Raw genomic sequence first — 25871 nt, forward strand, 5'->3', positions numbered from 1 at the left:
AACGCGATGAATAAATTGCCGCCATTTTGTAAAGCCAACGAGCAGCCGTGCTCCCGGCAAAATCTTTGATGACGATTGGACTCCTTCTGCCACAATCGGACAAAACTCATCCCCCCCATGCACCCGACTCCTGATCACATCCTGCACACCGGCCTCGCCTTCTGGAACTCCAAGACACTGCTCAGCGCAGTGGAGATGGAAATCTTCACCGAACTCGCAAAACACCCGGGAGATCTGGCCACGCTGCAAGGACGGCTCGGACTGCATCCGCGTGGAGCGCGTGATTTTCTGGATGCATTGGTGGCGCTAGGTTTCCTCCATCGGGACGGCGATGGCATCTACCGCAACACACCAGAGACCGAACTGTTTCTGGACAAGTCCAAGCCCTCCTACATCGGCGGCATTTTAGAGATGGCCAATCATCGTCTCTATCCGTTCTGGGGCAGCCTGACGACAGCGGTCCGCACCGGTGAACCTCAAAACGAATCCAAAGGCGGGCATGATCCCTTCACCGCGCTCTATGCCGATCCGGCCAAGCTGCGCGAATTTTTGCGTGCCATGTCAGGCGTGAGCCGCGGAGCCAACATGGCCATCGCGCAGAAGTTTCCATGGGGTGAGTATCGAAGCTGTGCGGACATCGGCACCGCACAGGGAGATCTGGTGACGCAGATCACTCTCGCGCAGCCGCATCTGCAAGGCATCGGCTTTGATCTGCCTGAAGTAGGCCCCATCTTCGAGGAGTACATCGCCTCCAACGAACTGGATGCCCGCGTGCGCTTTGCAGGCGGCAGTTTCTTCACCGATGAACTTCCCAAGGCGGACGTGCTGCTCTTTGGTCACATCCTGCATGACTGGGATCTGGCAACGAAGCGCATGCTGCTGCAAAAGGCCTACGCCGCGCTGCCCGCCGGCGGTGCCGTGGTGGTGTATGACTCGATCATCGACGATGCGCGCAAAGAGAATGCCTTTGGCCTCCTCATGAGCCTGAACATGCTCATCGAGACACCGGGCGGGTTTGACTACACCGGCGCGGACTGCATCGGCTGGATGCAGGAAGCCGGCTTTACAAACTGCCGTGTGGAGCACCTGGTGGGCCCGGACTCAATGGTGATCGGCATCAAGTAAGTAAACATCAGCGCTCAAGCAGCCCCTTCTGGCGCGGAATGACCACGCGTGGCTGCAGAAAGCCCGCTGGGTTGTCCGGCCAGTACGCGCCGTCCTCGATCCATTCATACAGGATGTCCACTTCCGACCCGGCGAGCATGGGGCCGCCATGGTACAAGCCTGGGTGATTGCCGCCCTCTGCCACAGCCGTAAGCAGCCTGCTGGCATTGGGATCTCCAGGGACGACAAACGCACGTCCATATCTCCGCAGGGCATAAAGACCGCTGCGCTGGACCAATGTCAGTCCGGCGGGAGGATGGCTGCCGCGATGACAGGCCAGGCAGTGGGTTTCGAGCACCGGTTTGACGTACTGCATGAAGTACTCGTAACCGGCCACCGCTTCAAAAGGATGCTCAGGATCAGTCTTGTGCGCACACGCGGCCAACGATACCAGACCCAGGCAAAGACCGAAAAGAATAACAAGGCGTTTCATCGCGCACTGCTAGCCTCTTGCGCGCCATCTGTGACTTCGAATCTGCCTCAGCAAGGCTGTTCCCGCAGCCAGGAGCTTAATAGACCGGGCCTTTGACGGCCCAGCGCTTGAGCACAAAGCCCGGCCCATTGGCACGCCATTTGGCCACATGCGGGGTGGTGTAGTGCAGATCAAAGGCGGCCTGATCCACGTAGCTTTCGCTCAGCGCGAAGAGATTGGACTGCTCATTGTCCCGGCTGACTTCAAAGCGAAGGCAGCCCGGCTCCAAACGCGAAGCGGCGGCGTTTTCAAGGATGACAGCAAGGAACTCATCGATCTTCACCGGATCGATCTCAAGGATGACAATAACGTTAACCATGACAGCAAGAGAGAGGCGATTTTTGCTGAACATGCAACCTGCGTTCTACGTATCATGGCCTTAACATCTCCCCAGCCATGAAACTTCGACTCGTCCTCCCCGCGCTGTTCGCCCTCAGTCTTCACGCTCAAGACACCAAGCCAGCACCGGCACCCGCCCCACCGGCGGCGGCCCCCAAGGCAGAGACGAAGCCTGCACCCGCAGCTCCAGCCAAGGTGGAGCCCAAGCCTGCGGCAGCCACTCCCCCGGCCAAGCCCGAAACCAAACCTGCGGCAGCCCCTGCGAAGCCTGCACCGCCCCCGGTTGCAACCACTCCCGCCCCCGCCAAGCCTGCCACACCTCCGGCCAAACCCGCAGCGCCTCCCGCAAAGCCCGCTGCTCCTCCAACCACACCTGCTCCCGCCGCTGCCAAGCCACCGGCACCCAAGCCGGTGGCCATTTTCCCAGACAAGGCGCTCGAAGCCGCCGTGAGAAAGCAGGTGTTCGCGAAGCGCGACAATCAGGAAGTGATCACTGCGGAAGATGTGGCGACCGTCTCCATCATTGAAGGCAAGAAGGCAGGCATCAAGGACCTGACCGGCCTGGAAAAATGCAAGTCCCTGGCATCTCTGACTCTGCCGGAAAACCAGATCACCAACCTCGCGCCGATCAAAGGTCTGGAGCGCCTGCAGTTCCTCGATGTCTCCAACAACCAGATCAGCGACATCACGCCGCTGGCCGAGTGCAAGGCGCTGCAATACATCGAGCTCACTGGCAACAAGGTGACGGACGTCTCCGCGCTCGGCGGCATTCAGTCCCTGACTTCCCTCTACCTCGCGAACAACCAGATCAAAGACGCCACGGCGTTGTTCAAGCTGCCCAAGGTGTGGACGCTGTATCTCGAAGGCAATCAGGTGAGCAACATCGCCGGCATCGGCGGCATGAAATGGCTTTCCATGCTCTCACTCAAAGGCAATGGGGTGAAGGACATCTCGCCGCTGGAGCCGCTGACGGAGCTGCAGTTCCTCTTTCTCGAAAACAACCAGATCACCGACCTCACGCCCCTGCACCGCATGTGGAAAAAGGACAACGAGGGCCCGCGTGAATGGGCGCCGTACTGCCAGATTTTCATCGACGGAAATGCCATCGACGATGCCTCCAAAAAGCTCGTCGAGGAGATGAAGAAGGCCGGAGCACGTATCACGCCCTGAGGTGCCGCCCGCCATGCAAAGTGCTTGCCGTCACAGATGCGTGCGGCTTAGCATGTGGCATGAACGTGTTCCTTCGCTTTCTCACCCTCGGTCTGCTGCTCACCGGGGCGCAGGCTGCTGACCCGCCTCGGCAATGGACTTCCAGCGATGGCAAATCGAAGTTCATGGGCAACCTTGTCGAGTTCTCCGACAAGGAGGTCAAAATCCGCCGCAGCACGGACTTCAACCAGTACCGGCTGGCGATGGACAAGCTCTCCAAGGAAGATCAGGAGTACATCCGCAGCCTGCTGCGCGAAAAGCGCCGTGATGCAGGCCTGAAGGAGGGGGCTTACGCCGAGAAGGTCACCGGGCAGTTTGTGAAAGGCGTTTCCAAGCAGGGCCTGAACTACCAGCTTTGGGGCAGCCCCTCACTAGATGGCACCAAACGCTACCCATTGGTCATTTGGCTGCATGGCTCCGGCCAGAGCGGCACCGACAACGAATCGCAACTCGGAGGTGCACCGAAAATCTGGACCAATGATGAGAACTTGGCCAAGCAGCCTTGCTTTCTCCTGGCCCCGCAATGCCCCTCCGCCGACATCGGCTGGAAAAACCAAGTGGCGGACAACCTGCTCGCGCTCATCGCCGATCTTACCGAACACCTCCCTATCGACGCAGACCGTCTTTATCTCACCGGCTCCTCCATGGGCGGTTTTGGCACCTTCAGCATCGCGGCGAAGTATCCGGGGGTCTTTGCTGCCTGCGTCCCGCTCTGCGGCGGGGGCGATGTCAAAAACGCGGAGATTTTAAAACCCATCCCCTTCTGGGTCTTCCATGGCGACAAAGATGACATGGTGCCCGTCGATCGTTCACGCGCCATTGTAGCCGCCGTGAAGCAGGCGGGTGGCGAACGAATGAATTACACGGAACTGGAAGGGGCCGGCCACGGCATCACGGGCATCGTATATCCTCGTGCCGATCTGCATGAATGGTTGTTTCAGCAGAAAAAGCAGGCCATGTCAGCGCACTGAAATCCGCCACCCCGAAAGCGATGCTCCACCACCACCATTCCGCCACCTGTCAGCATCATGACGCTGATTCTGCACGTGAACTGGCGGCCACGATGATGGAACGTGCACGTGAAGCCGGCCTGCGGCGCACCAAGGCTCTGGAGAACGTCCTTTCCATCCTCGTTCACTCCCACCAGCCACTTTCACTGGCGGACATTGCAGAGTCACCTGATCTCACCAGCGGTGCAGACAAGGCCACGGTTTACCGGGTGCTGGTCAAGCTGGAGGAACTGGGGCTCATCCGGCGGCTGGGCCTCCATGACCGCAGCGCGTATTACACCCTCCTGCAACCCGGTCATCATGACGACTACCTTATCTGCACCCAATGCGGCCGCATCCAGCGGCTGGACATCGCGTGCCCCGTAGAAGCCTTGGAGAAGCAGATCGAGAAAGAATCCGGCTTTCAGAGGCTCTACCACGAGCTGGAGTTCTACGGCCTATGCCCGAAGTGCGTGGCAGGAAGCTGAGAGCTTCTCAAGGCATCTTCATCAGGCAGCTCCGAGGCATAAAAAATCCCGCACCGGCATCACCAGTGCGGGATCGAGATGAATCACGAATCGATTAAGGCGAGGTGGCAGCCGTCGAAATCGTGTTGGTCACGTTGGCGTTCATTGAGCCGTTGCCACTAGGTGATGGAGAACTGCCACCAGCGAGGTTGCCATCGCCGTTGGTACCTGTGGTACTCGTCTGGCTGTTGTTTCCGCCCGATCCAGTGTTGGTATTATCGGCGGTGGTGGTGGTGTTCCCGTTGGGGTCGGTCGTGGACTGGTTCACCGTCGTAGTAGTGTTACCGTTTGAATCCTTGCTCTCGGTGATGGTCGTGGTGGTTGTATTTCCGGAAGAGTCCGTAGTCGTGGAAGTGCTGGTAGTCACAACCGTACCATTCGATTGAGTTGTCACGGTCACCGTTGAGGTGCCTGTAGTCGTAGTCGTGCTGACAGGCGTCGCGCCTGGAGCAGAGGGATCCACTCCTGGCGCATAAGTCGCGGTCGTGACTGTGGTCGTGTCACCGCTCTTGGCTTCGCCCTGAGCCACCATCTGACCGGCATTTTCAGGAGTGATTTCGCTTGTGGAAGCACCTGCACCATGGGCATCTCCAACGGTCACAGTCACCACCGTTTTGGAGCCATCAGCATTGGTGATGATGACCGTGTTGGTCGTAACGATGTTAATGACGTTACCTTCAGCGGAACCAGTGCATTGGAAATCCGGCGGGTTGAACTCAGGCTCCCAGCGCAGTGCCAGATAGCGTGTCTTGACTGCCTTGGCAGGCTTGGCCTTCAGCGTTCCTGTGCCGCGGGTGTCCTCGGCCACCGCCACTGGAGCAATGTTGCCAAAATCACTTGGGTCAAAGGCCATGCGACCGCGCCAGTCTTCTTTTTCGGGGAGATTGTCGAAGGCGAACACTTCGAAGCGCACTGGACGAGGCGAGTGAACGGAGGCGAATTCATTCAGAATGCGCAGCTGGCCGAAGTCATAGATGATGGTACGATACTTTTCATCGGACTCGGGGAAGGCGAACTTGTTGTAGGTGATGGCGGTGTCGAGACCGTTGGCAGGTCTCGGAGCTGCGTAAACGACGCGAGCACCACCCAGACCGTTGATCAGATCCGCTGGCTTGCCACCCTTGCCATCAGCAGACTGCTTGACGGCGTAACCTTTGTCGGTCGCAGCACCAAAAAACTGAAGGTTGCGGATGATCCCCCCTTTGGAGAGAGCCAGTTCAAGTTTGACATACTTGGCCTGCATCCCGGCGAATTTAAATTCCACCGTGCGATCAGCTGCAGAAAAGACCTTCTCTTCGAGAACCGCCCAGCCGTTTTTGTCAGCACTTGCAGAGAGCGTTGCGCGCCCTTCAATGCCGTCGTTCACAAATGAAGAGGATGAAATCAACACCGGTTTGCCGAGGTTGATCAGCAGAAAGCTTTTCCCGGCGGAGACCGTCGATGACGCAGTGATGTCACTGGAAAGAATGGAATCTGCACGACCAATGCCAGACGAGCTGTCGAGCGATGCATTGCTTCCAGGACCGCTGATCGTGTTGATTGGCTTTTCCTTGATGATCGGAATTCGCGACCATTTGGCATGAATGGAACCGGCAGTCAGCAGACTGCCGAGAATGACAATGGTAGAGGCGAGCTTCATGATCAGTTGATGGAAAATTGAGCGTTGAATTCGGAGTATGAAAGCCGGAGAAAATCAGCGTTCGTTTTTAAATTGTTGAATCAACTTATAGTTACACCACAAAGGCCACCCGGTGTAAACATTTTTTCTGTGTCATCGGTGACGAAATAGAACTTGATTAGTTGTATATTCCATATATTCTATAACAATGAAATGTCCGCGCTGCCAAGCAAGCGTCCGCTCAGAGCAGAGCACCTGCTCTGCTTGCGGATTTTCAGCGACATTACTTCATAGTTACCTTGGAAATCAATGGGTTAGGTTGGAGCGGATCACCGATGCGGCCCACTGTCTGCGACTGGAAGACACCCGGCGCCTCGAGATCATTCTGGACGATTTTGAACGCAGCTTCCCCCAAGCCTTTTTTGCCGTCTACTTAGGCACACTGCCCAATAACTTGAGCGTCGCAGAGCTGGGCTTCTGGCTGCTCAATCAAGGAGCGTTCAACACACACTCCGTCAGCCGTCGCAATGATTTTGGAATGGTGCTGGTCGTGGATCCCGCAGCGCAAACCGCCTGCATCACCTTGGGATATGCCATCGAAAAATGTTTCAGCCCGAAAATCATCAACCGCATGATGCAAACCGCCGGCAGCCATCTGAGCAAAGGTGCTTTCGGGATGGCCATTGAAGCCTCGTGCATTCACGCGGGCGAAGTGTTGCGAAAACACGCCCGCCCGATGCAATGGCAGCCCGAGGCAGCGGGAATGGCAGACTCCGTTTCTGACATTGGCCTGCAGCCTTTGAGGAGTGGGCATCGGCCCACCTCACGGCCTCTGGCTGATCTACCCGCCCCAAGACATGATCAAGCCATTTCATGACGCAATGGCTGCCGCAGCTCCCAGCGCCAAAAATCTTCCCTTAGTACTGCTGCTCACGCTGCTTTGCTTTGTTGGAAATGCGTCCGCCGATGATGGCCCGCCTGTCGAGAAAGCTGAAGAGCACTCATTGCCACTGCCGCGCTGGAGTGAGCAGGAGCTTAAGAAATTCCGCGAAAGTCTGCCTGGCGGCAACAGCCCTGGAGTTCTGCCGCCTAAGAGTGGCGAGTCCGTCTCTGATATCAACGAACTCATCCATACCCCCTTGTCCAGCGGTCCCCGGCTGGATCATTTTTTCAACAACCGCGACAGCGAACTCTCCCCTCGCCTGCAGGCCGAAGACATGCGGCTCTTTCTCCCCGAAGCCATTCTTGGTCTGCCAACGCAAGGCCCGGCCAGCGCGGTGGAACTGCCTACGCCGCTCGCTTCCCTCAAAGATGTGCCCCATGAATTTCTTGCCGCATGCGCTCAGAGCCTGCCCAAAGAATATCTCATCGACCCTGACCAGCTTGTTCCGGAGATCCAGAATCATGACATGCTGCGCCTTCTTGGATTCCATGCCCAGGATGCGCGCATCAAGTTGTATGTTTTGGTGATTGGACATGATCAAAAGCTTCCCGAAGGCGTTGACCTGGAGAAATTCGCCTCCGGCAGCCTGCTGCAATCAGATGCCTGCCTGGTGGTCTACCCCTTGGGAGAACCTTGGCGGACCCGTTTGTTTGTGAGCAGGTCCATCCACAACCAGATCTCCACGGAGTTTCTCAGCGAAACGATTCAGGCATGCCTGAAAGAATCCCTTCAAACCAGCAATGTTCACGATCAGCTGCGTCGCTACACCATCCACCTTTCGACACGGCTGTTCTGGCTGCAAAAAGCTCTGGCCCCTGACCCTGCTGGCAAGACTCACAAAGACCAGGCCCTGGCTGAATTCAGCTCCCAATTAAAAGCTCCCGCGGCTCCTCCAAGTACCCAGGGCCTCACCACAGTACTCATTTGGATGTCTGGCAGTCTGCTGCTCCTCGGTCTCAGCGTCATCGTCTGCCGTCGATTTTTGCACCGTCTACAGCTTAGAAAGCAACGCCGCGTCTGGATGCTTGCTGAACCTGAAACGGCCCCTCGACTAGGAGGCGCTTTTACCGGCGGCGGCGGCGGCATGATCCGATATGCCTGATTTTCAACAGCTCCCAAGCTTCAATATCCCAGACACTTTCCCAACTTCAATTTGTCAAAACCAATCCTTGAATGATAATTAGTGAAATTGACCATAATCATTTAATCCAATGAATCCGGACACGATCCAGTTTCAATGTGGCTTCTGCCACACGATCCTGACGGTACCTGCTCAAATGGCAGGCGTCACGGGTCCGTGCCCGAGTTGCGGACAAACGGTCACTTCACCCACGCCTGCGCCCGCAGAGGCACCAGTGCCACATTGGTCCCCTGCCCCTATGGCAGCGCAGGCCCCGCCCCCCCCACCTACTTGGCCTCCAGCGCCGCAATCCCCCTTGATGGGAGAAATGCCAGCCACAGGCATGCCTGCCTCTGGTCTTAACGCAGGACTGAATCTCAACACCGGACTGCCTCCAAAGCGTGCTCCGGGCCAGCCCCCCCTCAGCACTACGTTGAATGTTCCTGCCGGCCAGACGCCGTGGTCTTCGCCTCCGGCATCACCAGCATCAATGCCGAATTTAGCTTCGCTCGATGTGCCTGCGGCGCTCTCGGGAAATGGACTGCCCAATCAGTCACGCTTCATTCCAGGCTCACCAGCCTTGCCGAACATGGGGCCGCTGGGTGGCCCTGGTGGAATGCCAGGAATGCTCAGCAACCTGCAAGGCTCGTCACTCCTCGGCAGAGATGTTTCCCCCGCACCCATCTCCCCAGTCACACAGCATCTCCATTCTGCAGGTGGTCCCTCGCTCAGTCTGGGTGGCCCCCTTGGTCATGAACCAGCTTCCGCGCCACACATGGCACCCGTTCCATCAGGCAGGAGCATTGCCAGCCTGAGGGCCCCACGCGGAACCAATTTCATCCGGCTCGCGTTCGCGGCCATCTTCCTTCTCGGATTTCTCGCGCTCGTCGGATTCCTCTTGAAGGATTACTTCCCTGGCCTGATCCCCAGCCTGACCGGGCATGATGTGGCTGAAGAGACCTCCAAGGACGAGCCCGGCATCCCGACACCACCCATCCCCAGTCCAGATCCCGGCACATCGTCCAAGCTTTCCAATAACAACACGACAGCGGAAAAGCCTGCTCCTCTTCCTTCCACTTCTTCCGATGCCAAGGCCAAGCCGACATCAATCACGGTCGGCTTTGATCCTCAAGAACCCACGCCTGGAAAAGTGGCATCTGTTGCAGCGGATGAAAAGACCGCCACAGCCGTTGTACCCAGCCCCCCGTCGGCAACAGGCACCGCACCCATGGCCGCCACACCAGCCCCTCCGCCTGCAGCAGGCACCCTTCTCGAAGTGCCCGCCAAACCTGTCATGAATGCGGAGTCGCCCGGTGCCCCGGCCTCCACACCCTCCAGCCTGGCACAATCCCACACCATTGAGGAAGACGACGTACCGGCTGCCGCCCAGCCTGCCGTGGAAGCACTCAAAAAATTCCTCCAGGCAAAATCCCTCGAAGAACGCCTCAAATACACGCTCGGTGCCGACATGATGAAACCCCACATGGAGCGCTATTACGCGCATGCGCCTGACGGCCCCATCTTGGTGGACCGCATTCAGTTTGTGCGCATGGACCCCAACCCCGAACTCGGTTCCGGCAAGCACTGCATCTTGAGCCTGGAAAACAAAATCTGGGAGTTTTCAGTTCCAGTCATGCTGGAGGAGAAAGAAGACGGCTTCAAAGTGGACTGGGTCGCCTTTGTGGAATTCAAGGACCGCATGCTGGAAAAATTCTTCCAGACCTACATGCCCGGCAAGGCTTGCTTTCATGTCGGCATCATCCGCCATCACTTCTTCGAAGACGGCGTGCCGAACGTGGATCGTAAAGACGCCTTCCGTGTCAGCCCTGCCCCGCCCAATTCCTTCCAGGCATCCGTATTCCTCGACAAAGATTCCGCCCTTGCCCAGGAATTGCGCGTCCGCATGCCGTGGGAAACCCATGTGTGGGCCGTGGTAGAGTTGGAATGGAAAAAACTTGGCTCGCAGCAGTGGGTGGAACTCAGTGCAGTCCCGCAGATGCACTGGTATTCCCTGCCAATGGTGCCCAAAGCCAGTCCAGCGCCGCCGAAAACCGCCGGAGTGGACGAGCTGCCTCCTGGCATTTCTAAAAATGGCAGCCGTGGCAAATCCATCGCCCCATCTTCCAACAACATGCCACCTCCAGGCATTCGCAAGTCCACGCCTGGCCTGCCAGACACGATCAAGCGGCCACTCATCCCCGGCGGGCGCTGAAGTGAAAAAGGGCGCAGGCCCTCGACTTAGCTGACTTCCAGCTTGCCCGTGCTGTCTCCCACCTTCTCTGCAGGCACGCCGAGACGGTCCAGCAGCGAGAGGTAAAGGTTCGTCATCGGTGTTTCACCCGGGAGCACCATGCGCTTGCCCGGTGTCAGAGTGCCACCGGCACGGCCAGCCAGCAGGATCGGCAGATTGTCGTGATTATGGCGGTTGCCATCGCCAATGCCGCCGCCGAAAACGATCATCGAATTGTCCAGCAGCGTGCTGTCCCCTTCCTTCACCGATTTCATCTTGTCGAGGAAGTAGCCGAACTGACGCAGATAGAACTGGTCGATCTTCGCAATCTTGGCCAGCTTCTGCGGATCGCTCTGATGATGGGACAGCGAATGATGCGCGTCCGGCACGCCCAGTTCAGGGAAGCTGCGATTGCTTCCGTCATGCGCGAGCATGAACGTCGAAAGACGCGTCGTGTCGGTCTGGAAGGCGAGGACCATCAGGTCAAACATGGTGCGGATGTGCTCCTCGTAGGAATCCGGGATGCCCTCAGGGATTTTCACATCGGGCATCTGTGCGGAAAACTTCTCCGCCCGCTCGATGCGCAGCTCAATATCGCGCACGGACGAAAAATATTCGTCGAGTTTGCGGCGGTCTCCCGCATCCACCTTGCCCTGCAGGCTTTTTGCTTCGTCGAGAACGGTGTCGAGAATGCTTTTCTGCATCCGTTTCGCGCGCGCCGCTTCCGGCCCTTTGCCTGCTGTGGCACCGAGGCCAAACATGCGCTCAAACACCAGACGTGGGTCCATTTCAGGAGCCATCGGCATGGTCTCGTTCTTCCATGCCAGATTGAACTGGTAGGCGCAGGAGTAGCCGGAATCACACTTGCCCGAGCTGCGCTGCCCATCCGTGCTCAGCTCCAAGGAGGGCAGTCGTGTGAGATGGCCGATCTTTTGCGCTGCGATCTGATCCACCGAGATGCCGAGATGAATGTCTGCACCCGCGGTTTTCTTCGGCATGCAGCCCGTGAGGAATGTGGCCGTCGCACGCGCATGGTCACCGCCGCCATTGCCATGGCTGCGGGCGAAATCCTGCATCAGCCCCGAGACCACCATGAAATCATTGCGATGCTGCTCGATCTGTTTCAGCGAAGGCGAAAGCACATAATTCGCACCTTCTCCCGTGGGCATCCATTGCTCCACATTCACACCATTGGGAATGTACATCCATGCGGCACGAATGGGCTTGGCCGCCGGTTTGGTCGCCGCAAACGCACGCGCACCGAATGATTCCAGCAGCGGCAGTGAAATCATCGAACCCAGCCCCCGCAAAACTTGGCGGCGGCTGAGCGAATGGGCGGCGAGGGAGGTTTCGCGAAACTCGTTCATATACATTGTGATTACGCCGGAGGCGGGAAGAAACTTTCGTGCCAGACAGTAGCATACTGGACGCAACTGCCACGAAAGTAGTTGAAATTCCGCCTAGACACAGCCCGATTAAGCTTTCCCCGCCAATCCCCCTTAAAAAACATGAAGAACACCCGCCTCCTAATCCTTTCCATCGCAACCTTCGCACTCTCCGGCTTTGCCCAGGATGCCAGCGTCGCCACCATCGAACTCAAGCCGGACGCCAAGAATCCGCTGGGCTATGACAAGACCGAGCTCAGCGTCAAAGCGGGGCAGAAGGTGAAGCTCACTCTCAACAACACCGGCAGCATCGCCCCGCAGCCGCACAATTTCCTTTTGCTCAAACCCGGCAAGCTTGACGCCGTCGGCGCCCTGGCAAACGCCATGCTGGCCGATCCCCAGGGCATGGCCAAGAGCTATATCCCGGATGCCGCCAAGCCTGACATTGTGGTCAACACCAAGCTCGTCATGCCCAACATGAGCGAAACCATCGAGTTCACCGCCCCTGCGGAAGCCGGTGACTATCCCTACATGTGCACCTTCCCCGGCCACTGGCTGCTGATGCGCGGTGTGATGCACGTCACCAAGTAATCAAGCCACTCAGACTCCACTCAAAGCACCACCATGAAATTCCTCCTCATCCCCACGTTCATCGCCTTGATCTCGCTCACTTCCGTCGTTCGTGGCGAGGAGGGCAAGCTCGAAGTCAACGGGCTCACTTTCAAGTTCGCCACGCCTTGGGCTGAAATCCAAAGCACCGGCATGTTCCGTGCAGGCACGCTGTCTGCCAAAGTGGACGGCGCCGAGAAGCCTGTGGAAGCCGTGTTTTACAGCTTCCCGGGCCCCGGCGGTGGTGGTGATACTGAGGCCAACGTCAAACGCTGGCTGGGGCAGTTTCAGGGCACCCCTGAGTCCAAGCGTGAGGAACTCGACGCCGGAGGCAAGAAGATCACCCTTGTGACAGCCACCGGCACCTACAATGACGGCCCTCCCATGGGTGCCAAAACACCGCGTGAGAACTACAGCCTCATCGCCGCCATTGTTCCAGCCGGAGAGTCGAACATCTTTGTGAAACTCACCGGACCCAAGGATGCCATCGCCAAGCTGGCGGATGATTTCAAAAAAATCGTCCTCAGCCCTTTCGCCAAGTAAGCGGAGCTTGAAATAACTGGTTCGTTTTCAAAAGCGGGTGGTCCTCCACCCGCTTTTTTGTGCCCATCTGCCGGAGTCGATGCATGAGTGCGCGGTTGTTTTGACGCAAGGGGTTCAAAAAAACAAAAGCGAAGTTGGCACGCGCCATGCTTGAGCTTGGATCGGAGCTAAATTCCACCCACTGACTTATGCTGAAACTCAACCACACTCGAATCTGGCGCAGCATGGCAATTGCTGCGGTAGTTGCCCTCACCACACTCGCAATCAACCCCGGCGACGCCCGAGGTCAGACTGCTGCACCGGCACCCGCTGCCGCTCCCGCCCCGGCTGCCCCTCCTGCGGCAGTTCCCGCACCGGCTCCGGCCCCAGCAGCTGCTCCTGCCGCCGCCGCCGAGCCTGCCGCCGCAACCATTGAGCAACGTATTTTCGACTTGGAAAAATATGTGACCAATGGTCAGGCCGGCAAAGATGGTGACACAGTGTGGAAGTCCAACATCGCAGGCCCTGGCCCAGGTCACAACGCCTGGCAGATGACCAGCACTGCGCTGGTTATTTTCATGACCCTCCCCGGTCTCGCGCTGTTCTACGGCGGCCTCGTCCGCAAGAAGAATGTCCTCTCCGTCATCGCCCAGTGCATGGGCATCGCAGGTCTGGTGACCATTCTGTGGTGGGCATGTGGTTACAGCCTCTCCTTCGGTGCGGGCAACGCCTACATTGGAGATCTGTCGTATAAGATGCTCGAAGGCGTCTCCCCTTACGCTTCGGGTGCCGGCTACTGGTGGATTTCAGACGCCATGTGGGCCATGTTCCAGCTCAGCTTCGCCATCATCACGCCTGCTCTGATCATCGGCGCCATCGCCGAACGCATGAAGTTCATCGCAGTGCTGGTTTTCGTCACCCTCTGGATGTTCGCCGTCTATTTCCCCTTCGCCCACATGGTGTGGAGCACGACGGGCCTGATGTGCGGTCCTCTCAATCCTAACGCCGCCATCAAGGCGATCGACTTCGCAGGTGGCACGGTCGTTCACATGACCTCCGGCTGGAGCGCTCTTGTTCTTTGCCTCATCCTTGGCAAGCGCAAAGGTTACGGCAAGGAGCCCATGGCACCTCACAGCATGGTGCTCTGCGCGATCGGCACCGGCATGCTCTGGGTGGGCTGGTATGGTTTCAACGCCGGTTCCGCTCTCGGTGCTGACGGCATTGCCTCCAATGCCTTCATGACCACCACGCTCGCTGCAGCCACTGCTGGTTTCGTCTGGGCTGTCACTGAATGGATCCTCAAAGGCAAGCCTTCCGTCCTTGGCTTCTGCTCCGGCATCGTTGCAGGTCTGGTGGTCATCACTCCTGCTGCAGGCTTCGTCACCGCCAACTCCGCCATGATCATGGGTGTGGCTGCCGGTATCGTTCCGTTCCTTGCAGTTGCTTACCTGAAGAACATCCTCGGCTATGACGATGCCCTCGACACCTTTGGTGTTCACGGCGTCGGTGGCACGATGGGAGCCATCCTCACCGGCGTGTTTGCTGATGAGAAGGCCAACTCCATCGTTGCCGGCCTCAAGGAAGGTCTGCTCATGAACCAGCTCAAGGCCGTCGCCCTTACCATTGGCTGGAGCGTCGCCGCCACCCTGGTCATCACCATCATCGTGAAGATCGTTGTCGGCCTTCGCCCTGAGCCTGAAGTGGAAAGCACGGGCCTCGACCTCGCCGAACACGGCGAATCCGGCTACGAACATTAATCACGGCAGGACAAGTTCCTGTTAACCCAAACCGGGCTGAGCAATCAGCCCGGTTTTTTTGTGCCCGCTTCTCACCACAGCAGCAGCATCACCACGCACATGATCCCGTTGTTCAGCGCGTGAGCAGTCATTGGCGCGATCAAGCTCTGCCGCCACAGGCGGAGAAAAGAGAAAGAGCACGCCAGCACCATGATCGCAGGTACACCTGCCCAGCCCTGCGGATGAACCACCGCAAACACGAATGCGCCCAGCACCGCACCCAGCAGCCAGCGCAGCCATGCGGACAATCCGGGAAACAGCATCCCGCGAAACGTGATTTCCTCTGAAATCGGCGCCCACACCACCGCCAGCAGGATTGCGCCGAATTTCGCCCATCCATTGCCCGCAAAAACCTCCACAATCGGATGCGATGGAAACTCGCCCGTGAGTTTCATGATCCATGACGCCGCGATCATCCCCACCACCAGCAGCGGCAGTGATGCCAGCCAGACCAGCACTCCCGCCCCCAGCTCTTTCCACAATCCCTGTCCTCGATGCAGCCCCAGCGCCTCACGCCAATGAGAACGTTGCATGCCGCGCAGCAGCGGCCACGTCATGCCGATGAACAGGGCGATCAAGGCAGGCCCATACGCAGCCCAGCCCGGCAAAGGCACTGACAGCACCCGGAGCAGCCAGGGTGGAAAAACAAACAGCACTAGAAAAATGGCAAACCCCTCCAGCAGCACTCCTCCCTCCACCCGGCTGCGCGGTGCCAGGGTTAGACAAATCTTCCCGCTCCGCCAGCGTGCGATGCCCAAGATCAACACCACCAGACCACCCACCGCCAAGCACATTCCCAGCAGGCTGAAGCCAATCAAAGCCACCGCCGTCTTCATGCCTTGCTGAGTCACGGCCCGCCTTGCCTCATCATTCCCTGTCTGCGCACGGGCCAGCTCTGCGATCCAGCCATGCCGCCTCCGGAATTTTGTCCAGCCATCCTCCTGCACCTCACCGTTCATCGTTTTCATGCGCTCCAGCGTTGCCACATCCGCCTGCAGATCGGCATCTTGGGCTGCCAGCGCATCAAACTTCTCTTTCGCAGGCCAGGCATGGGTCACGCAGCCTTCCACGATCAACACTCGCAGTTCGTCTGCCTTTCCACGGGAAACCTTGACCACATTCTGCATCAATTGATCGTCAAAGTTTGACTGCCATTCCCCCAGGGCATTGTCCCCTCCCATCAGCCCCTGCACCCCCACGATGTAACGCGCCATTAGCTCCAGCATGCGGTTCGGATGCACCTCAGCTCCACCATCCGCCCTGTTCGCCGACTGCTTCCGCACCACAAAAAGCACGCAGGCGAAGATCACGCACACTGCCACCATGGCTCCCAGCCGTGAATGGCGTGGGGACATCACAGGCTTCGATGCAGGCAGCGGAGGTGGCACGGAAAAGTCGTTCATATAATGGCGCCGATCAAACATCGCCTGATCAGCAAAGGCACGAACAATTCGGCCCTCCCGCCTCGTTCAGTCTTCTCCAACCATGCGCACCTCCCTCTTTCTCCTGCTCACCGCCTCCGCCCTGGCTCAAACCCCGCGCCCCGGGGTGAACTACGACGAAGCCAAAGTCGGCACTGATCCGCTGCCTGATTTGAAGCTTACCACCGTCGATGACTGGACTCAAAAGCGCCGACCCGAGATTTTCAAACTCTTCGAAGATCACGTCTATGGCAAAACACCCGCCGACATCGGTGAGCCCAAATTCGAAGTCACCGCGACGAAAACGGACGCGCTAGGCGGCCTGGCCACACGCAAATTCATTCACATCTCGCTGCCCAGCCGTCCCGCATGGCCAGGCATGGATGTGATGCTCTACACGCCCAATGCCACCAAGGCTGCGCCATGCTTCGTCGGCCTCAGCTTCGGCGGCAACCATGCCGTCAGCACCGAAACCGACGTCCCGCTCAGCACCCGCTGGATGCGCGAGAGCAAGGAGAAGAACATCGTCGATCATCGCGCCACTGAGGCCACCCGTGGCACCGAAAGCAGCCGCTGGCCGCTCGAAATGATCCTCAAACGCGGATTCGCTGTGGCCACTGCCTACTACGGCGACATCGAACCCGACCACGCCGACGGCTGGAAGGAAGGCCTCCGCGCCGCCGTCAGCAAGGACGGGGCGAACACTATCTGGAAGGATGGTGAATGGGGTGCCATCGGAGCTTGGTCATGGGGGCTCAGCCGCATCGCCGACTACCTGCAGACGGATCCGCAGATCGACGGCAAGCATCTCGCCGTCATCGGTCACTCACGCCTGGGCAAAACCTCCCTCTGGGCTGGCGCACAGGACACCCGCTTCGGCATCGTCATCTCCAATGATTCCGGTGAAGGCGGTGCCGCCCTCATGCGGCGCGATTTCGGCGAAACCACCGCCATCATCACCAAAGCCTTCCCACACTGGTTCACGCCGAATTACAAAAACTATGCCGGAAACGCTGCCGCTTGTCCCGTGGACATGCACATGCTCATCGCCCTCGCGGCCCCACGCCCGATCTACATCGCCAGCGCCGCCGAAGACCACTGGGCCGATCAAAAAGGCGAGTTCCTCTCCGGCAAGTTTGCCAGTCCGGTTTACGCCCTCTTCGGCAAAAAGGGCGTCGTCGTGGATGCACAGCCCGCCATCGACACCCCTGTCGGCGATTTCATCGGCTACCACATCCGCACCGGCAAACATGACGTGACGGATTTCGACTGGACGCAGTACCTGAACTTTGCTGCAAGGCATTGGTCCAAGTAAGAGGGCTCACGTTCACATTGTCACTTGCTGCATCCGAAAGCCCGTGTGTCTTGGGGCTGTCTTTCCCACGCCATGCCCGCAAAAAAAGCGAAAACCAAATCCGCGCCCAAGAAGCCGTCTCAGAAGACGTCCAAAAAGCTCCGCAATGTCCCCTTCTGGATCGGCTTTGATCTCGGCGGCACGAAGATGATGGCTTCGGTTCTCGATGCCAACTACACCGTGCTGGGCTCTGCGCGCAAATCCACCAACGGCTCCGATGGCGCCGCCAAGGGTCGCAACAAAATCGTCAAAGCCATTCATGAAGCCATCGCCGAGGCTGGCGTGGATCCCAAGGGCCTGCAGGGCATCGGCATCGGCTGCCCCGGTCTGGTGAATCCAGACAAAGGCATCCTCCTTTTCGCGCCCAACCTGGGCTGGACCAACATGGCGCTGCGCAAGCTGCTGCAAACCCAGTTCAAATGCCCCGTCGCGGTGCTGAATGATGTCGATGCTGGAACCTATGGTGAGTACGTGCTCGGCGCAGGCAAAGGCGCGCGTTCGCTGCTGGGCGTGTTTCCCGGCACGGGCGTCGGAGCGGGATTTGTCTACAACGGCCAACTGGTCATGGGACGCGCCATCTCCGCCATGGAGCTGGGAAATCTGCTGCTGCCAGGAACCCACATCGGCAGCCCGGTGTTTGGCACCGTGACACTCGAAGACCTCACCAGCCGTCTCGCGCTCGCCTCGCAGGCCGGGCTGGCCTGCTATCGCGGTCAGCTTGCCGATCTCGATAAAAAAACCCAGGGCGCTCTCCGCAACATCCGCAGCAAAGCTCTCGCCAATGCCTTCCGCAGCGGCGAAGACGCGGCCATGATCATGTTCCGCAACTCCATTCGCTATCTCGGCATGGGTGTTGCCGCGGTGGTCAACCTGCTGGCCCCAGACCGCATCACGCTCGGTGGCGGTTTGGTCGAAGAATTGCCGGACCTCTACATGAACCTGCTCAAGGAAGAGGTCGAACACTACGCCATCCCGGAACTTGCCCGCGGGATCAAATACTCACTCGCCAAACTTGGCGGCCAGGCCGTGGCCGCTGGCGCAGTGGCATGGATGCGGAGCACCGGAAAATAACATCTGAAGAATGCTTCACCACGTATTCATCCCATGAGTGACGCGACCCCACCTGTCACGCTCAATCCGCCGCCAGAACATGCCGTCATTTATGTGGGTGCGGCTTCGGTTTCGCTCGTCATCGGCCGGAAGGATGACAAGGGCCAGTTCATCAGCATCGAAAGCCTGGACCGCCCGCTGCCCGTCGCGCGTGACATTTTCCGCGCCCGCAGCATCTCTCGCAACACCGTCGATCAAGCAGCCGCCATCCTCCGCGACTATCTTCAGACGATGCGCGAGTATGGCATCCCGTCTTCGCAGTTGCGGCTCTTCACCTCCAACATTCTCGCGGAGGCCGTCAATCACGAGATTTTCCTGAACCGTCTCCAGGTTCACAGCGGCGTCGCCCCAAGTCTCATCGATGACGGCAACATGACGCGCCTCGTCTATCAGATCGCCCAGCGAATGCTGCTGAAGAATCCGCTGCTCGCCAAGGGGAACACCTTTGTCTCCCACATCGGCCCCGGCAATACGCGTGCGATCTATTTCCAGCAGGGCCGCCTCGCCGCCTACAGCAACTACCGCCTCGGCATCTTCCGCGCCCGCGAAGCCATCGCCACACCGGATGATGAGGCCCGCCAGCAGATGGTGCATCTGGAGGAGCACATCCGCGGCGTCGTGGATCACCTCGCGCAGGATTATTCCGACGTGAAAATCGACCACCACGTCGCCATCGGTGCGGAGATTCAAAGTGTTGCCCCCCGGCTTGGCAAGGCGCGCCACGGCGCCCATCGCGTGCTGGAGAATGATCTCGCGCGCCTCACCGACAAACTGGCACGACTCAATCCCGACGAACTCGTGCGCGAGCTCCACGTGCACTACACCGGCGGTGAAGGCATCATTCCCGCGCTGCAGACGAACCTCGCGCTCGCCCGTCGTTTTGGCGATGATTCGCTCTGGGTGCCTGAAGGGGACTTCCAGCTCGAACTCATGCTGGATCTGATGACCTCCGGCTCGCGCACCGCCATTTTCCAGGAAGAAGTCATGCAGGCAGCCTGCGAGATCGGCCTGCGCTACAAAACTGATCGAAAACACGCCGACCACGTCGCCAATTTCTCCCGCCAGCTCTTCCGTGAGCTGCAGCATCTGCACGGCTTGGACGCCAAATACGAGCTCGTTCTCCGCATCGCCGCCACGCTGCATGAGGTCGGCATGTTCATCAGTCCGCGTGAGCATCATAAGCACAGCCTCTACATCCTCATGCACACTGAGATCTTTGGACTCAGTTCGCATGACCGCGTGATGGTCGCCCTGCTGGCCCGCTATCATCGCCGCTACAATCCTGAGCCGAATCACGCGCACTTCTCCGACCTCTCACGCGAAGAGCGCATGATCGTGCTCAAGCTCGCCGCGCTGCTGCGCCTTGCAGACGCCCTGGATCGCAGTCACGCGCAGCGCATCAAATCCATCCAGCTCCGCCCCGAAGGCACCCGGCTCAACGTGCTGACCCAGGGGGCGGATGACACCACAGTCGAACAGATCGCCATTGATATGAAATGCGATCTCTTCCGCGAAATTTACGGTTATGACATCATCCTCGCCAAATCCTGATTTATCAACCGCGCCGCCGCCGCTGCGCCTGACCGAGGATCACTTCATCAACCGCGAGCTGAGCTGGCTCGCCTTCAATTCTCGTGTCCTTGATGAGGTGGCGCGCATCGATCTGCCCGTGCTCGAACGCGTCAAGTTTCTCGCCATCACCGCGTCAAACCTTGATGAATTCTTCATGGTCCGCATCGGCGCCCTGCAGTTTCTGCGTGAGCAGGGCCTGCGCGTGCGCGACAACGCCGGCCTCACCCCCACCCAGCAATGGGAGCAGGTGCACCAGCAGGCCGCCGCCTTTGTGGCACGTCAGTATGACATCCTCCAGCAGCAGCTCGTGCCCATGATGAAGGAGAAGGGCATCCGGCGCCTCTTGAACACCGATCTCACACCCGCACAGCGCACGGTGCTGCATGAGTACTTTGACGAGCACATCTTCCCGGTGCTCTCGCCTGTGGTGGTGGATGACACCAGCGCACGTGCAGCCATACCGGCGCTGAACATCATCATGCTCTGCACCGTGACCGGCGGCGACAATGGTCACTCGGAAAAGCGCCATGTGCTCCTGCCGCTTCCTGCCAATCTGCCACGCCATGTTCTGGTGCCTGATCCTGAGGGCGGCCAGTACCTCTATGTTAACCTCGAAGATGTCGTCGCACTGTTCATCGGTGAGTTTTTCCCTGCGGAGAAAGTCTCCGCTCCCGCACGCTTCCGCGTCAGTCGCAACACGGACATCTCCGTCGATGACGAGAGCGCCTTCGACCTCGCCAGCGAAATGGAACAGGTGCTCGAAAAGCGTCTGAAGAGCCCCGCCATCCGCATCGAAATCGAGTCCGGTGCCTCGCGCGAGCACACCCGCATCATCCGCGATCTCTGCGGCGCACGCACCGCGCAGATTTATGACATCCCCGGCGAGCTCGATCTGCGCGCCTACTTTCAGATCGCCAGCATCTCCGGCTTCGAAGAGCTCAAGGTCGAGCCCTGGGACAGCCTCCCCAGCACCGCCATCACACCCGGCGAAAGCATCTTTGATGCGATCAAACGCGGGGATATCCTGCTGCATCATCCCTATGAGAGCTTCGAACCCGTCCTCGCACTGGTGGAAGAAGCCGCGGCTGATCCGAACGTCATCGCGATCAAACAGATCCTCTACCGCACCGCCAAGAACAGCCGCATCATCTCCGCGCTCATCCGCGCCGCGCAGGCCGGCAAGCACGTCACCGTGCTGGTGGAGCTGAAAGCGCGTTTCGATGAAGCCCGCAATCTCGAACGTGCCGCAGACCTCATCAATGCAGGCGCGCAGATCATCTACGGTGTCGCCGGTTTAAAGACGCACGCCAAGGTCTGCCTCGTCATGCGCCGCGAATCCGGCCACATGACGCGCTACATGCACTTCGGCACTGGCAACTACAACGAGGCCACCTCCAAGCTGTACACCGACATCAGCCTGCTCACCTGCCGGGCTGATTTTGGAGCTGATGCCTCCGCGTTTTTCAACACCGTCACCGGCCGCTCACGCTTCGTGCATTTCAGCAAGCTCAGCATGGCCCCCTATGGCCTGCGCGAGCGCCTGGTCTCCATGATTCGCAGTGAGACCGAACGCGCCCGCCAGGGCGAAGCCGCCGAGATCATGCTCAAGATGAACGCGCTCGAAGACCGCCAGATGATCGCGGCGCTCTACGAGGCATCCCAGGCCGGCGTGAAGATCCGCCTCAACGTGCGCGGCATCTGCTGCCTGCGCCCGGGCATCAAGGGCATCAGTGAAAACATCAGCGTCGTCAGCATCATCGACCGCTATTTGGAACACGCCCGCATCTTCTGGTTCCGCCAGGGCGGCAAGCCGGCCGTCTTCATCGCCAGCGCGGACTTCATGAACCGCAATCTTTCCAAGCGCGTCGAGCTCCTCACCCCTGTTGAAGACCGTGAGGCGCGCAAACGCCTGCAGCACATCCTCGAAGTCCACTTCGCTGACACTGCCCGCGGCCGCATTCTCAAGGCCGATGGCACCTGGCAGCTGATCCACGTCACCGCCGCCAAAGCACGCCGCTCCCAGGAGCAGTTTGCCCGCGAAATGGCCAAGCGTGCGCGGCAGTCGAATGAATCACCGGATGTGCTCGTGCCTCACACGCCCAAGTGATTCGCCCTGGAGTTCGTTTTCACGCGACAGCCAGCTTGAAATCAGCGGGAGCCAGCATGACCGGAACATCAATTGCGGCCATGTCACCATCATGGGTCACTAGAATGTTACCGCCGTGCGTGTCTGCACAGATCACTCGGTCAACCTCTCGGAACCAGGCGCTTTTCCCTCGCCAAACAAAGCGCTGAAATCCGTGCTGGCTGAAAAACATCTCAATTTCCTCCATCTCGGCCGGGCGTCCTTGGATCGCCTGCTGCGAAGTGACAATCCGAATCAATGCAAAGCTGGGCTCAACGATTCCTTCGAGTTCAATATCATCGCCAAAAACTTCGTTCTGAAGCCTCAGGCGATCAAGGTAGCCTGATGGCGTTGCTTCTGTGCCATCAGGCATGACTCCGAAAGAATTGTCATAGGTTGCCTTTAAGACACGCGGGTTCTCACTTCCAGTTTTTGGAAACCACACCTCATGCTCGTAGCCAAAAGCATCTGATGGCCTGCTCAGCTCTTCGAAATGGCAAAACCTTCCACTTCTTTCGGCCCAGCGTCGGAGGGCTTCGATTTCGGCTGCAAGGCGTGTCGTTGCAAATAAACCTCCACCTCGGCAAATTGCTTCAGCGCCTCGGCGCGTGTTTTCAAGGGCGACTTCAAGCGTGCTTGACGCATCTGGGCTGCGAATTGCTCCGGGGTCATTTTGCATCCTCCGACATGTTAATATGAAAGTAGACGATCCGACTGACTGCGCAAGCCCCCTTGGAAGCCATCACACAGCCGCCCACAGCGCATTGTAAACCAGCGCCCCGGCAATCCCGCCAATGATTGGGCCCACGACTGGAATCCACGCATAGCTCCAATCGGAGCTGCCCTTGCCAGGGATCGGCAGGAAGAAATGCGCAAGGCGTGGGCCCAAGTCGCGCGCAGGATTGATGGCGTAGCCGGTGGGGCCACCGAGAGACAGGCCAATCGCCCCCACAAGCATCCCGACGATCGCGGGAGCGAATCCTTTGTCCCAGCCTGAATTGGGCACCAGATTGGCAGGGGACAAAATCGCAAGAAGACCAAACATCAGCATGGCGGTCCCCAGAGCCTCGCAGATCAGATTACTCACATTATGCCGGATGGCCGGGCCGGTGCTGAAGACCCCCAGTTTGTCACCTGCCGAAGGCGTGACAGGCCAGTGCGGCAGATAGGTCAGATAGACTAGTACGCCACCGAGAAATCCGCCCGCCACCTGCGCCGCGATGTAGCCCGGCACCAATCCCCATCCGAATTTGCCGATGGAGGCCAAACCCAGCGTCACGGCGGGATTGAGATGCGCGCCGCTGATGGCATTCGTGCAGTAAACTGCAATTGCCACCGCAAGCCCCCAGCCTGCTGTGATGACAATCCAGCCCCCGTTGTTTCCCTTCGTTTGCTTCAGGAGCACATTCGCCACGACGCCATCGCCGAGGAAGACCAGAATCATTGTACCGAGGAGTTCTGCAAGATAGGCGGACATGGCGGTGCTTATTTGGTTGAATTTCAGCGCAGGCTATCGGGCCGGGCCAAAAAGAGCAAGCATGGAGATTCGGCCGCTCTTCCCCGCCTCACGATGCCGTGCCCATGGGCGACACATAATTCAGCGCGATGGTCAGAAAGAAATTCGACACCAACATCGTCAGCGAAGAATACACCACCGCACGTGTGGTACCGAGCCCCACACCGACGGCACCGTTCTCCGCCATGAGTCCTTGATGGCAGCTGATCAGCGTGATGATGATGCCAAACATCAGCCCCTTGAACATGCCTATTCCCACATCCAGCGCCTCCGTGTGATCCACGGTGTGCTGCCAGAACCAGCCGCCCGGCACATCAAAGCCATAAACGATGAGCACATAAGACGCCATCAAACCGAAGGCGATGCTTTCCGCCACCAGCAGCGGCATGGAAACACACATCGCCAGAAAGCGCGGCAGCACGAGATAATCCACCGGGTGCACGCCCATGACGCGCAAAGCATCAATCTGCTCGGTCACTTTCATCGTCCCGATGTCAGCCGCCATCGCAGCACCCACACGCCCAGACACCATCAAGCCCGTCAGCACCGGCCCCAGTTCACGACAGAGCGCCACCGAGACAATGGCACCCACGGTCGATTCAATGCCGAACTCCTTGAACTTCGCATAGGACTGAAAGGCAAACACCGCACCGGTGAAAGCCCCCGTCACCACCACGACGAGCTGCGATCCGTAACCCATCGCCATCACTTGATGCGCCACCAGCTTCAGCCTCCACCTGCCGCTCCTCAATCCGATCATCAGCTCGCCCATCAAAGCGGCGATCTGCCCCAGCCACGACAGCACACCAAGAAAGCTCCTGCCCACGAAGGCCAGCCAATCCATGCGTTGCAGTGATTCCATGCCACCATGCATGCCGAATCAAAGCGCGGCGTGAAGCCCTGGCGTTGTGCCTTTTTCGTCACGCGCTGACCTGCATCAAACCATCCCCCCCCGCGCGTGTTCATGGGCGCTTTTCGAAATGACGCATGCTTGCAGGCGTTAAAACCCTCGCAACCCATGCTTTAGCTAGCAAACTGAGTGACCGAAAAGCCTAAATATCCAGCCTAACCCTTATGAAAACAATTCGTGCACTCATCCTTTTCTTGTCATCCATGCCTGCACTCGCTGACATTCATGCTCAAGATGTTCAGGAAAAAGTGGTGGCGGAATTAGCCCCCTTGCAGGCGGATTATGATTCGAAATCAAAAGCACAGGTCATTCAGCCTTATGAAAATGCGATGGCTGATTTGAACGCAAAATATTTGGCGACCCTTGAGAACTCGCGTGCTTCAGCCCAGAAGACAGGGAAGCTGGATGAGGCACTTGCCTACAAGGCTGAAATTGAATCCATCGCCGCCACGAAGTCCGTGCCTTCGACGGATGATGCAGGCACTCAGGATGGCTTGAAAAAACTGCGTTCCGCTTATCGCACAGCGGCGGGGAAACTGTCTCAGGAGAAAACTCGCAAGCTGCAGCCATTGAAAGATGCTTATTCCAAGTTGTTGGACCCATTGGTGATACGGTTGACAAAAGAAGGCCGGCTTGAGGATGCTCAAATTGTCAAAGCCAGGCAGGATCGTCTCAAGCCACTCCCGGCAGGCCCGCTCAAGATCGTTGGCAAATGGAACATCAAGCAAAGCAACGACCTCAAAATGGAAATGACCTTCAACAAGGACTACACCTACAACTATTGGAAAGACACGGGCAATTTCAGCTACAAAGGCGGCAAGTATCTCCTCGTTCACACATGGGACTGGGAAATCAGACTGACCGATGACAATACTTTCGATGGAGTATGCACCCGCGGTGAAGTCGGGGTGAAAATCCACGGAGAACGAATCCCTTGATA

At 58.5% G+C, this 25871-nt stretch carries 23 protein-coding genes; 15 read left to right on the forward strand and 8 right to left on the reverse strand.

Annotation, left to right across the window (positions count from 1 at the left end; genetic code table 11):
- Positions 1–117: 117 nt before the first annotated feature.
- Entirely contained in the window at positions 118–1125 is a 1008-nt protein-coding gene (locus AC3RLQ_RS14540; RefSeq protein ID WP_493038245.1) for a methyltransferase, read from the forward strand.
- Between the two features lie 7 nt (positions 1126–1132).
- Here AC3RLQ_RS14540 and AC3RLQ_RS14545 read toward each other — a convergent pair whose 3' ends face one another.
- Entirely contained in the window at positions 1133–1597 is a 465-nt protein-coding gene (locus tag AC3RLQ_RS14545) for a c-type cytochrome domain-containing protein (RefSeq protein ID WP_493038247.1), read from the reverse strand.
- Between the two features lie 76 nt (positions 1598–1673).
- Positions 1674–1955: a putative quinol monooxygenase gene (locus AC3RLQ_RS14550; RefSeq protein ID WP_493038249.1), complete on the reverse strand. Its 282-nt coding sequence runs from the start codon at positions 1953–1955 to the stop codon at positions 1674–1676.
- Between the two features lie 77 nt (positions 1956–2032).
- Here AC3RLQ_RS14550 and AC3RLQ_RS14555 point away from each other — a divergent pair, with 77 nt between their 5' ends.
- Genes AC3RLQ_RS14555 through AC3RLQ_RS14565 form a run of 3 tightly spaced genes read left to right on the forward strand, consistent with a single transcriptional unit; the run spans position 2033 to position 4661 of the window.
- A complete protein-coding gene (locus AC3RLQ_RS14555) occupies positions 2033–3145 on the forward strand; it encodes a leucine-rich repeat domain-containing protein (RefSeq protein ID WP_493038251.1) in 1113 nt (370 codons plus the stop codon).
- 59 nt (positions 3146–3204) lie between these two features.
- Positions 3205–4155 (forward strand): carboxylesterase family protein, encoded by a 951-nt coding sequence (locus AC3RLQ_RS14560; protein WP_493038254.1) that lies wholly within the window; start codon positions 3205–3207, stop codon positions 4153–4155.
- A 20-nt stretch (positions 4156–4175) separates the two neighbouring features.
- Positions 4176–4661, forward strand: coding sequence for a Fur family transcriptional regulator (locus AC3RLQ_RS14565; RefSeq protein WP_493038255.1), 486 nt, complete (start codon positions 4176–4178; stop codon positions 4659–4661).
- A gap of 94 nt (positions 4662–4755) precedes the next feature.
- Here AC3RLQ_RS14565 and AC3RLQ_RS14570 read toward each other — a convergent pair whose 3' ends face one another.
- Positions 4756–6339: a hypothetical protein gene (locus tag AC3RLQ_RS14570; protein WP_493038256.1), complete on the reverse strand. Its 1584-nt coding sequence runs from the start codon at positions 6337–6339 to the stop codon at positions 4756–4758.
- A 298-nt stretch (positions 6340–6637) separates the two neighbouring features.
- On the opposite strand from AC3RLQ_RS14570, the gene AC3RLQ_RS14575 reads away from it, so the two are divergent.
- The 3 genes from AC3RLQ_RS14575 (at position 6638) to AC3RLQ_RS14585 (ending at position 10593) form a co-directional block, all read left to right on the forward strand.
- Entirely contained in the window at positions 6638–7195 is a 558-nt protein-coding gene (locus tag AC3RLQ_RS14575) for a TPM domain-containing protein (protein ID WP_493038258.1), read from the forward strand.
- Positions 7176–8363, forward strand: coding sequence for a hypothetical protein (locus AC3RLQ_RS14580; protein WP_493038260.1), 1188 nt, complete (start codon positions 7176–7178; stop codon positions 8361–8363). Before AC3RLQ_RS14575 ends, AC3RLQ_RS14580 begins: the two co-directional genes overlap by 20 nt.
- A 793-nt stretch (positions 8364–9156) precedes the next feature.
- Positions 9157–10593 carry a hypothetical protein gene (locus AC3RLQ_RS14585; protein ID WP_493038262.1) on the forward strand — a complete coding sequence of 479 codons (1437 nt, stop codon included), beginning with the start codon at positions 9157–9159 and terminating at the stop codon, positions 10591–10593.
- A gap of 26 nt (positions 10594–10619) precedes the next feature.
- Here AC3RLQ_RS14585 and AC3RLQ_RS14590 read toward each other — a convergent pair whose 3' ends face one another.
- Positions 10620–11978 (reverse strand): DUF1552 domain-containing protein, encoded by a 1359-nt coding sequence (locus tag AC3RLQ_RS14590; RefSeq protein ID WP_493038264.1) that lies wholly within the window; start codon positions 11976–11978, stop codon positions 10620–10622.
- A 141-nt stretch (positions 11979–12119) separates the two neighbouring features.
- Here AC3RLQ_RS14590 and AC3RLQ_RS14595 point away from each other — a divergent pair, with 141 nt between their 5' ends.
- The 3 genes from AC3RLQ_RS14595 (at position 12120) to AC3RLQ_RS14605 (ending at position 14884) form a co-directional block, all read left to right on the forward strand.
- Positions 12120–12587 (forward strand): plastocyanin/azurin family copper-binding protein, encoded by a 468-nt coding sequence (locus tag AC3RLQ_RS14595; RefSeq protein ID WP_493038266.1) that lies wholly within the window; start codon positions 12120–12122, stop codon positions 12585–12587.
- 33 nt (positions 12588–12620) lie between these two features.
- Positions 12621–13148 (forward strand): hypothetical protein, encoded by a 528-nt coding sequence (locus tag AC3RLQ_RS14600; protein ID WP_493038268.1) that lies wholly within the window; start codon positions 12621–12623, stop codon positions 13146–13148.
- A gap of 188 nt (positions 13149–13336) precedes the next feature.
- Positions 13337–14884 (forward strand): ammonium transporter, encoded by a 1548-nt coding sequence (locus AC3RLQ_RS14605; protein ID WP_493038270.1) that lies wholly within the window; start codon positions 13337–13339, stop codon positions 14882–14884.
- A 71-nt stretch (positions 14885–14955) separates the two neighbouring features.
- On the opposite strand, the gene AC3RLQ_RS14610 is transcribed toward AC3RLQ_RS14605, so the two are convergent.
- Positions 14956–16326, reverse strand: a complete 1371-nt coding sequence (locus tag AC3RLQ_RS14610) for a CPBP family intramembrane glutamic endopeptidase (protein ID WP_493038272.1) — start codon at positions 16324–16326, stop codon at positions 14956–14958.
- Positions 16327–16408: 82 nt separating this feature from the next.
- Between AC3RLQ_RS14610 and AC3RLQ_RS14615 the strand changes: the two genes are divergently transcribed.
- The 4 genes from AC3RLQ_RS14615 to ppk1 all read left to right on the forward strand — a co-directional run bounded on the left by AC3RLQ_RS14615 (position 16409) and on the right by ppk1 (position 22487).
- The gene (locus AC3RLQ_RS14615) at positions 16409–17659 is read left to right on the forward strand and encodes a glucuronyl esterase domain-containing protein (RefSeq protein WP_493038274.1); all 1251 of its coding nucleotides are present in this window, start codon (positions 16409–16411) and stop codon (positions 17657–17659) included.
- 72 nt (positions 17660–17731) lie between these two features.
- Positions 17732–18769, forward strand: coding sequence for an ROK family protein (locus AC3RLQ_RS14620; protein ID WP_493038276.1), 1038 nt, complete (start codon positions 17732–17734; stop codon positions 18767–18769).
- A 33-nt stretch (positions 18770–18802) separates the two neighbouring features.
- Positions 18803–20359: a hypothetical protein gene (locus tag AC3RLQ_RS14625; RefSeq protein ID WP_487680389.1), complete on the forward strand. Its 1557-nt coding sequence runs from the start codon at positions 18803–18805 to the stop codon at positions 20357–20359.
- On the forward strand, positions 20334–22487 hold the full coding sequence (gene ppk1, locus AC3RLQ_RS14630; protein ID WP_493038279.1) for a polyphosphate kinase 1: 2154 nt from the start codon (positions 20334–20336) through the stop codon (positions 22485–22487). Before AC3RLQ_RS14625 ends, ppk1 begins: the two co-directional genes overlap by 26 nt.
- Before the next feature lie 19 nt (positions 22488–22506).
- Here ppk1 and AC3RLQ_RS14635 read toward each other — a convergent pair whose 3' ends face one another.
- The 3 genes from AC3RLQ_RS14635 to AC3RLQ_RS14645 all read right to left on the reverse strand — a co-directional run bounded on the left by AC3RLQ_RS14635 (position 22507) and on the right by AC3RLQ_RS14645 (position 24883).
- Positions 22507–23184: a putative polyvalent protein kinase domain-containing protein gene (locus AC3RLQ_RS14635; RefSeq protein WP_493038281.1), complete on the reverse strand. Its 678-nt coding sequence runs from the start codon at positions 23182–23184 to the stop codon at positions 22507–22509.
- Between the two features lie 63 nt (positions 23185–23247).
- Positions 23248–23982 (reverse strand): MIP/aquaporin family protein, encoded by a 735-nt coding sequence (locus AC3RLQ_RS14640; protein WP_493038283.1) that lies wholly within the window; start codon positions 23980–23982, stop codon positions 23248–23250.
- Between the two features lie 88 nt (positions 23983–24070).
- Positions 24071–24883 carry an MlaE family ABC transporter permease gene (locus AC3RLQ_RS14645; RefSeq protein ID WP_493038285.1) on the reverse strand — a complete coding sequence of 271 codons (813 nt, stop codon included), beginning with the start codon at positions 24881–24883 and terminating at the stop codon, positions 24071–24073.
- 251 nt (positions 24884–25134) lie between these two features.
- On the opposite strand from AC3RLQ_RS14645, the gene AC3RLQ_RS14650 reads away from it, so the two are divergent.
- Positions 25135–25869: a hypothetical protein gene (locus AC3RLQ_RS14650; protein ID WP_493038287.1), complete on the forward strand. Its 735-nt coding sequence runs from the start codon at positions 25135–25137 to the stop codon at positions 25867–25869.
- The last annotated feature ends 2 nt before the right edge of the window (positions 25870–25871 follow it).

It is taken from the genome of Prosthecobacter sp. GW821-HT29F12, assembly GCF_058803405.1.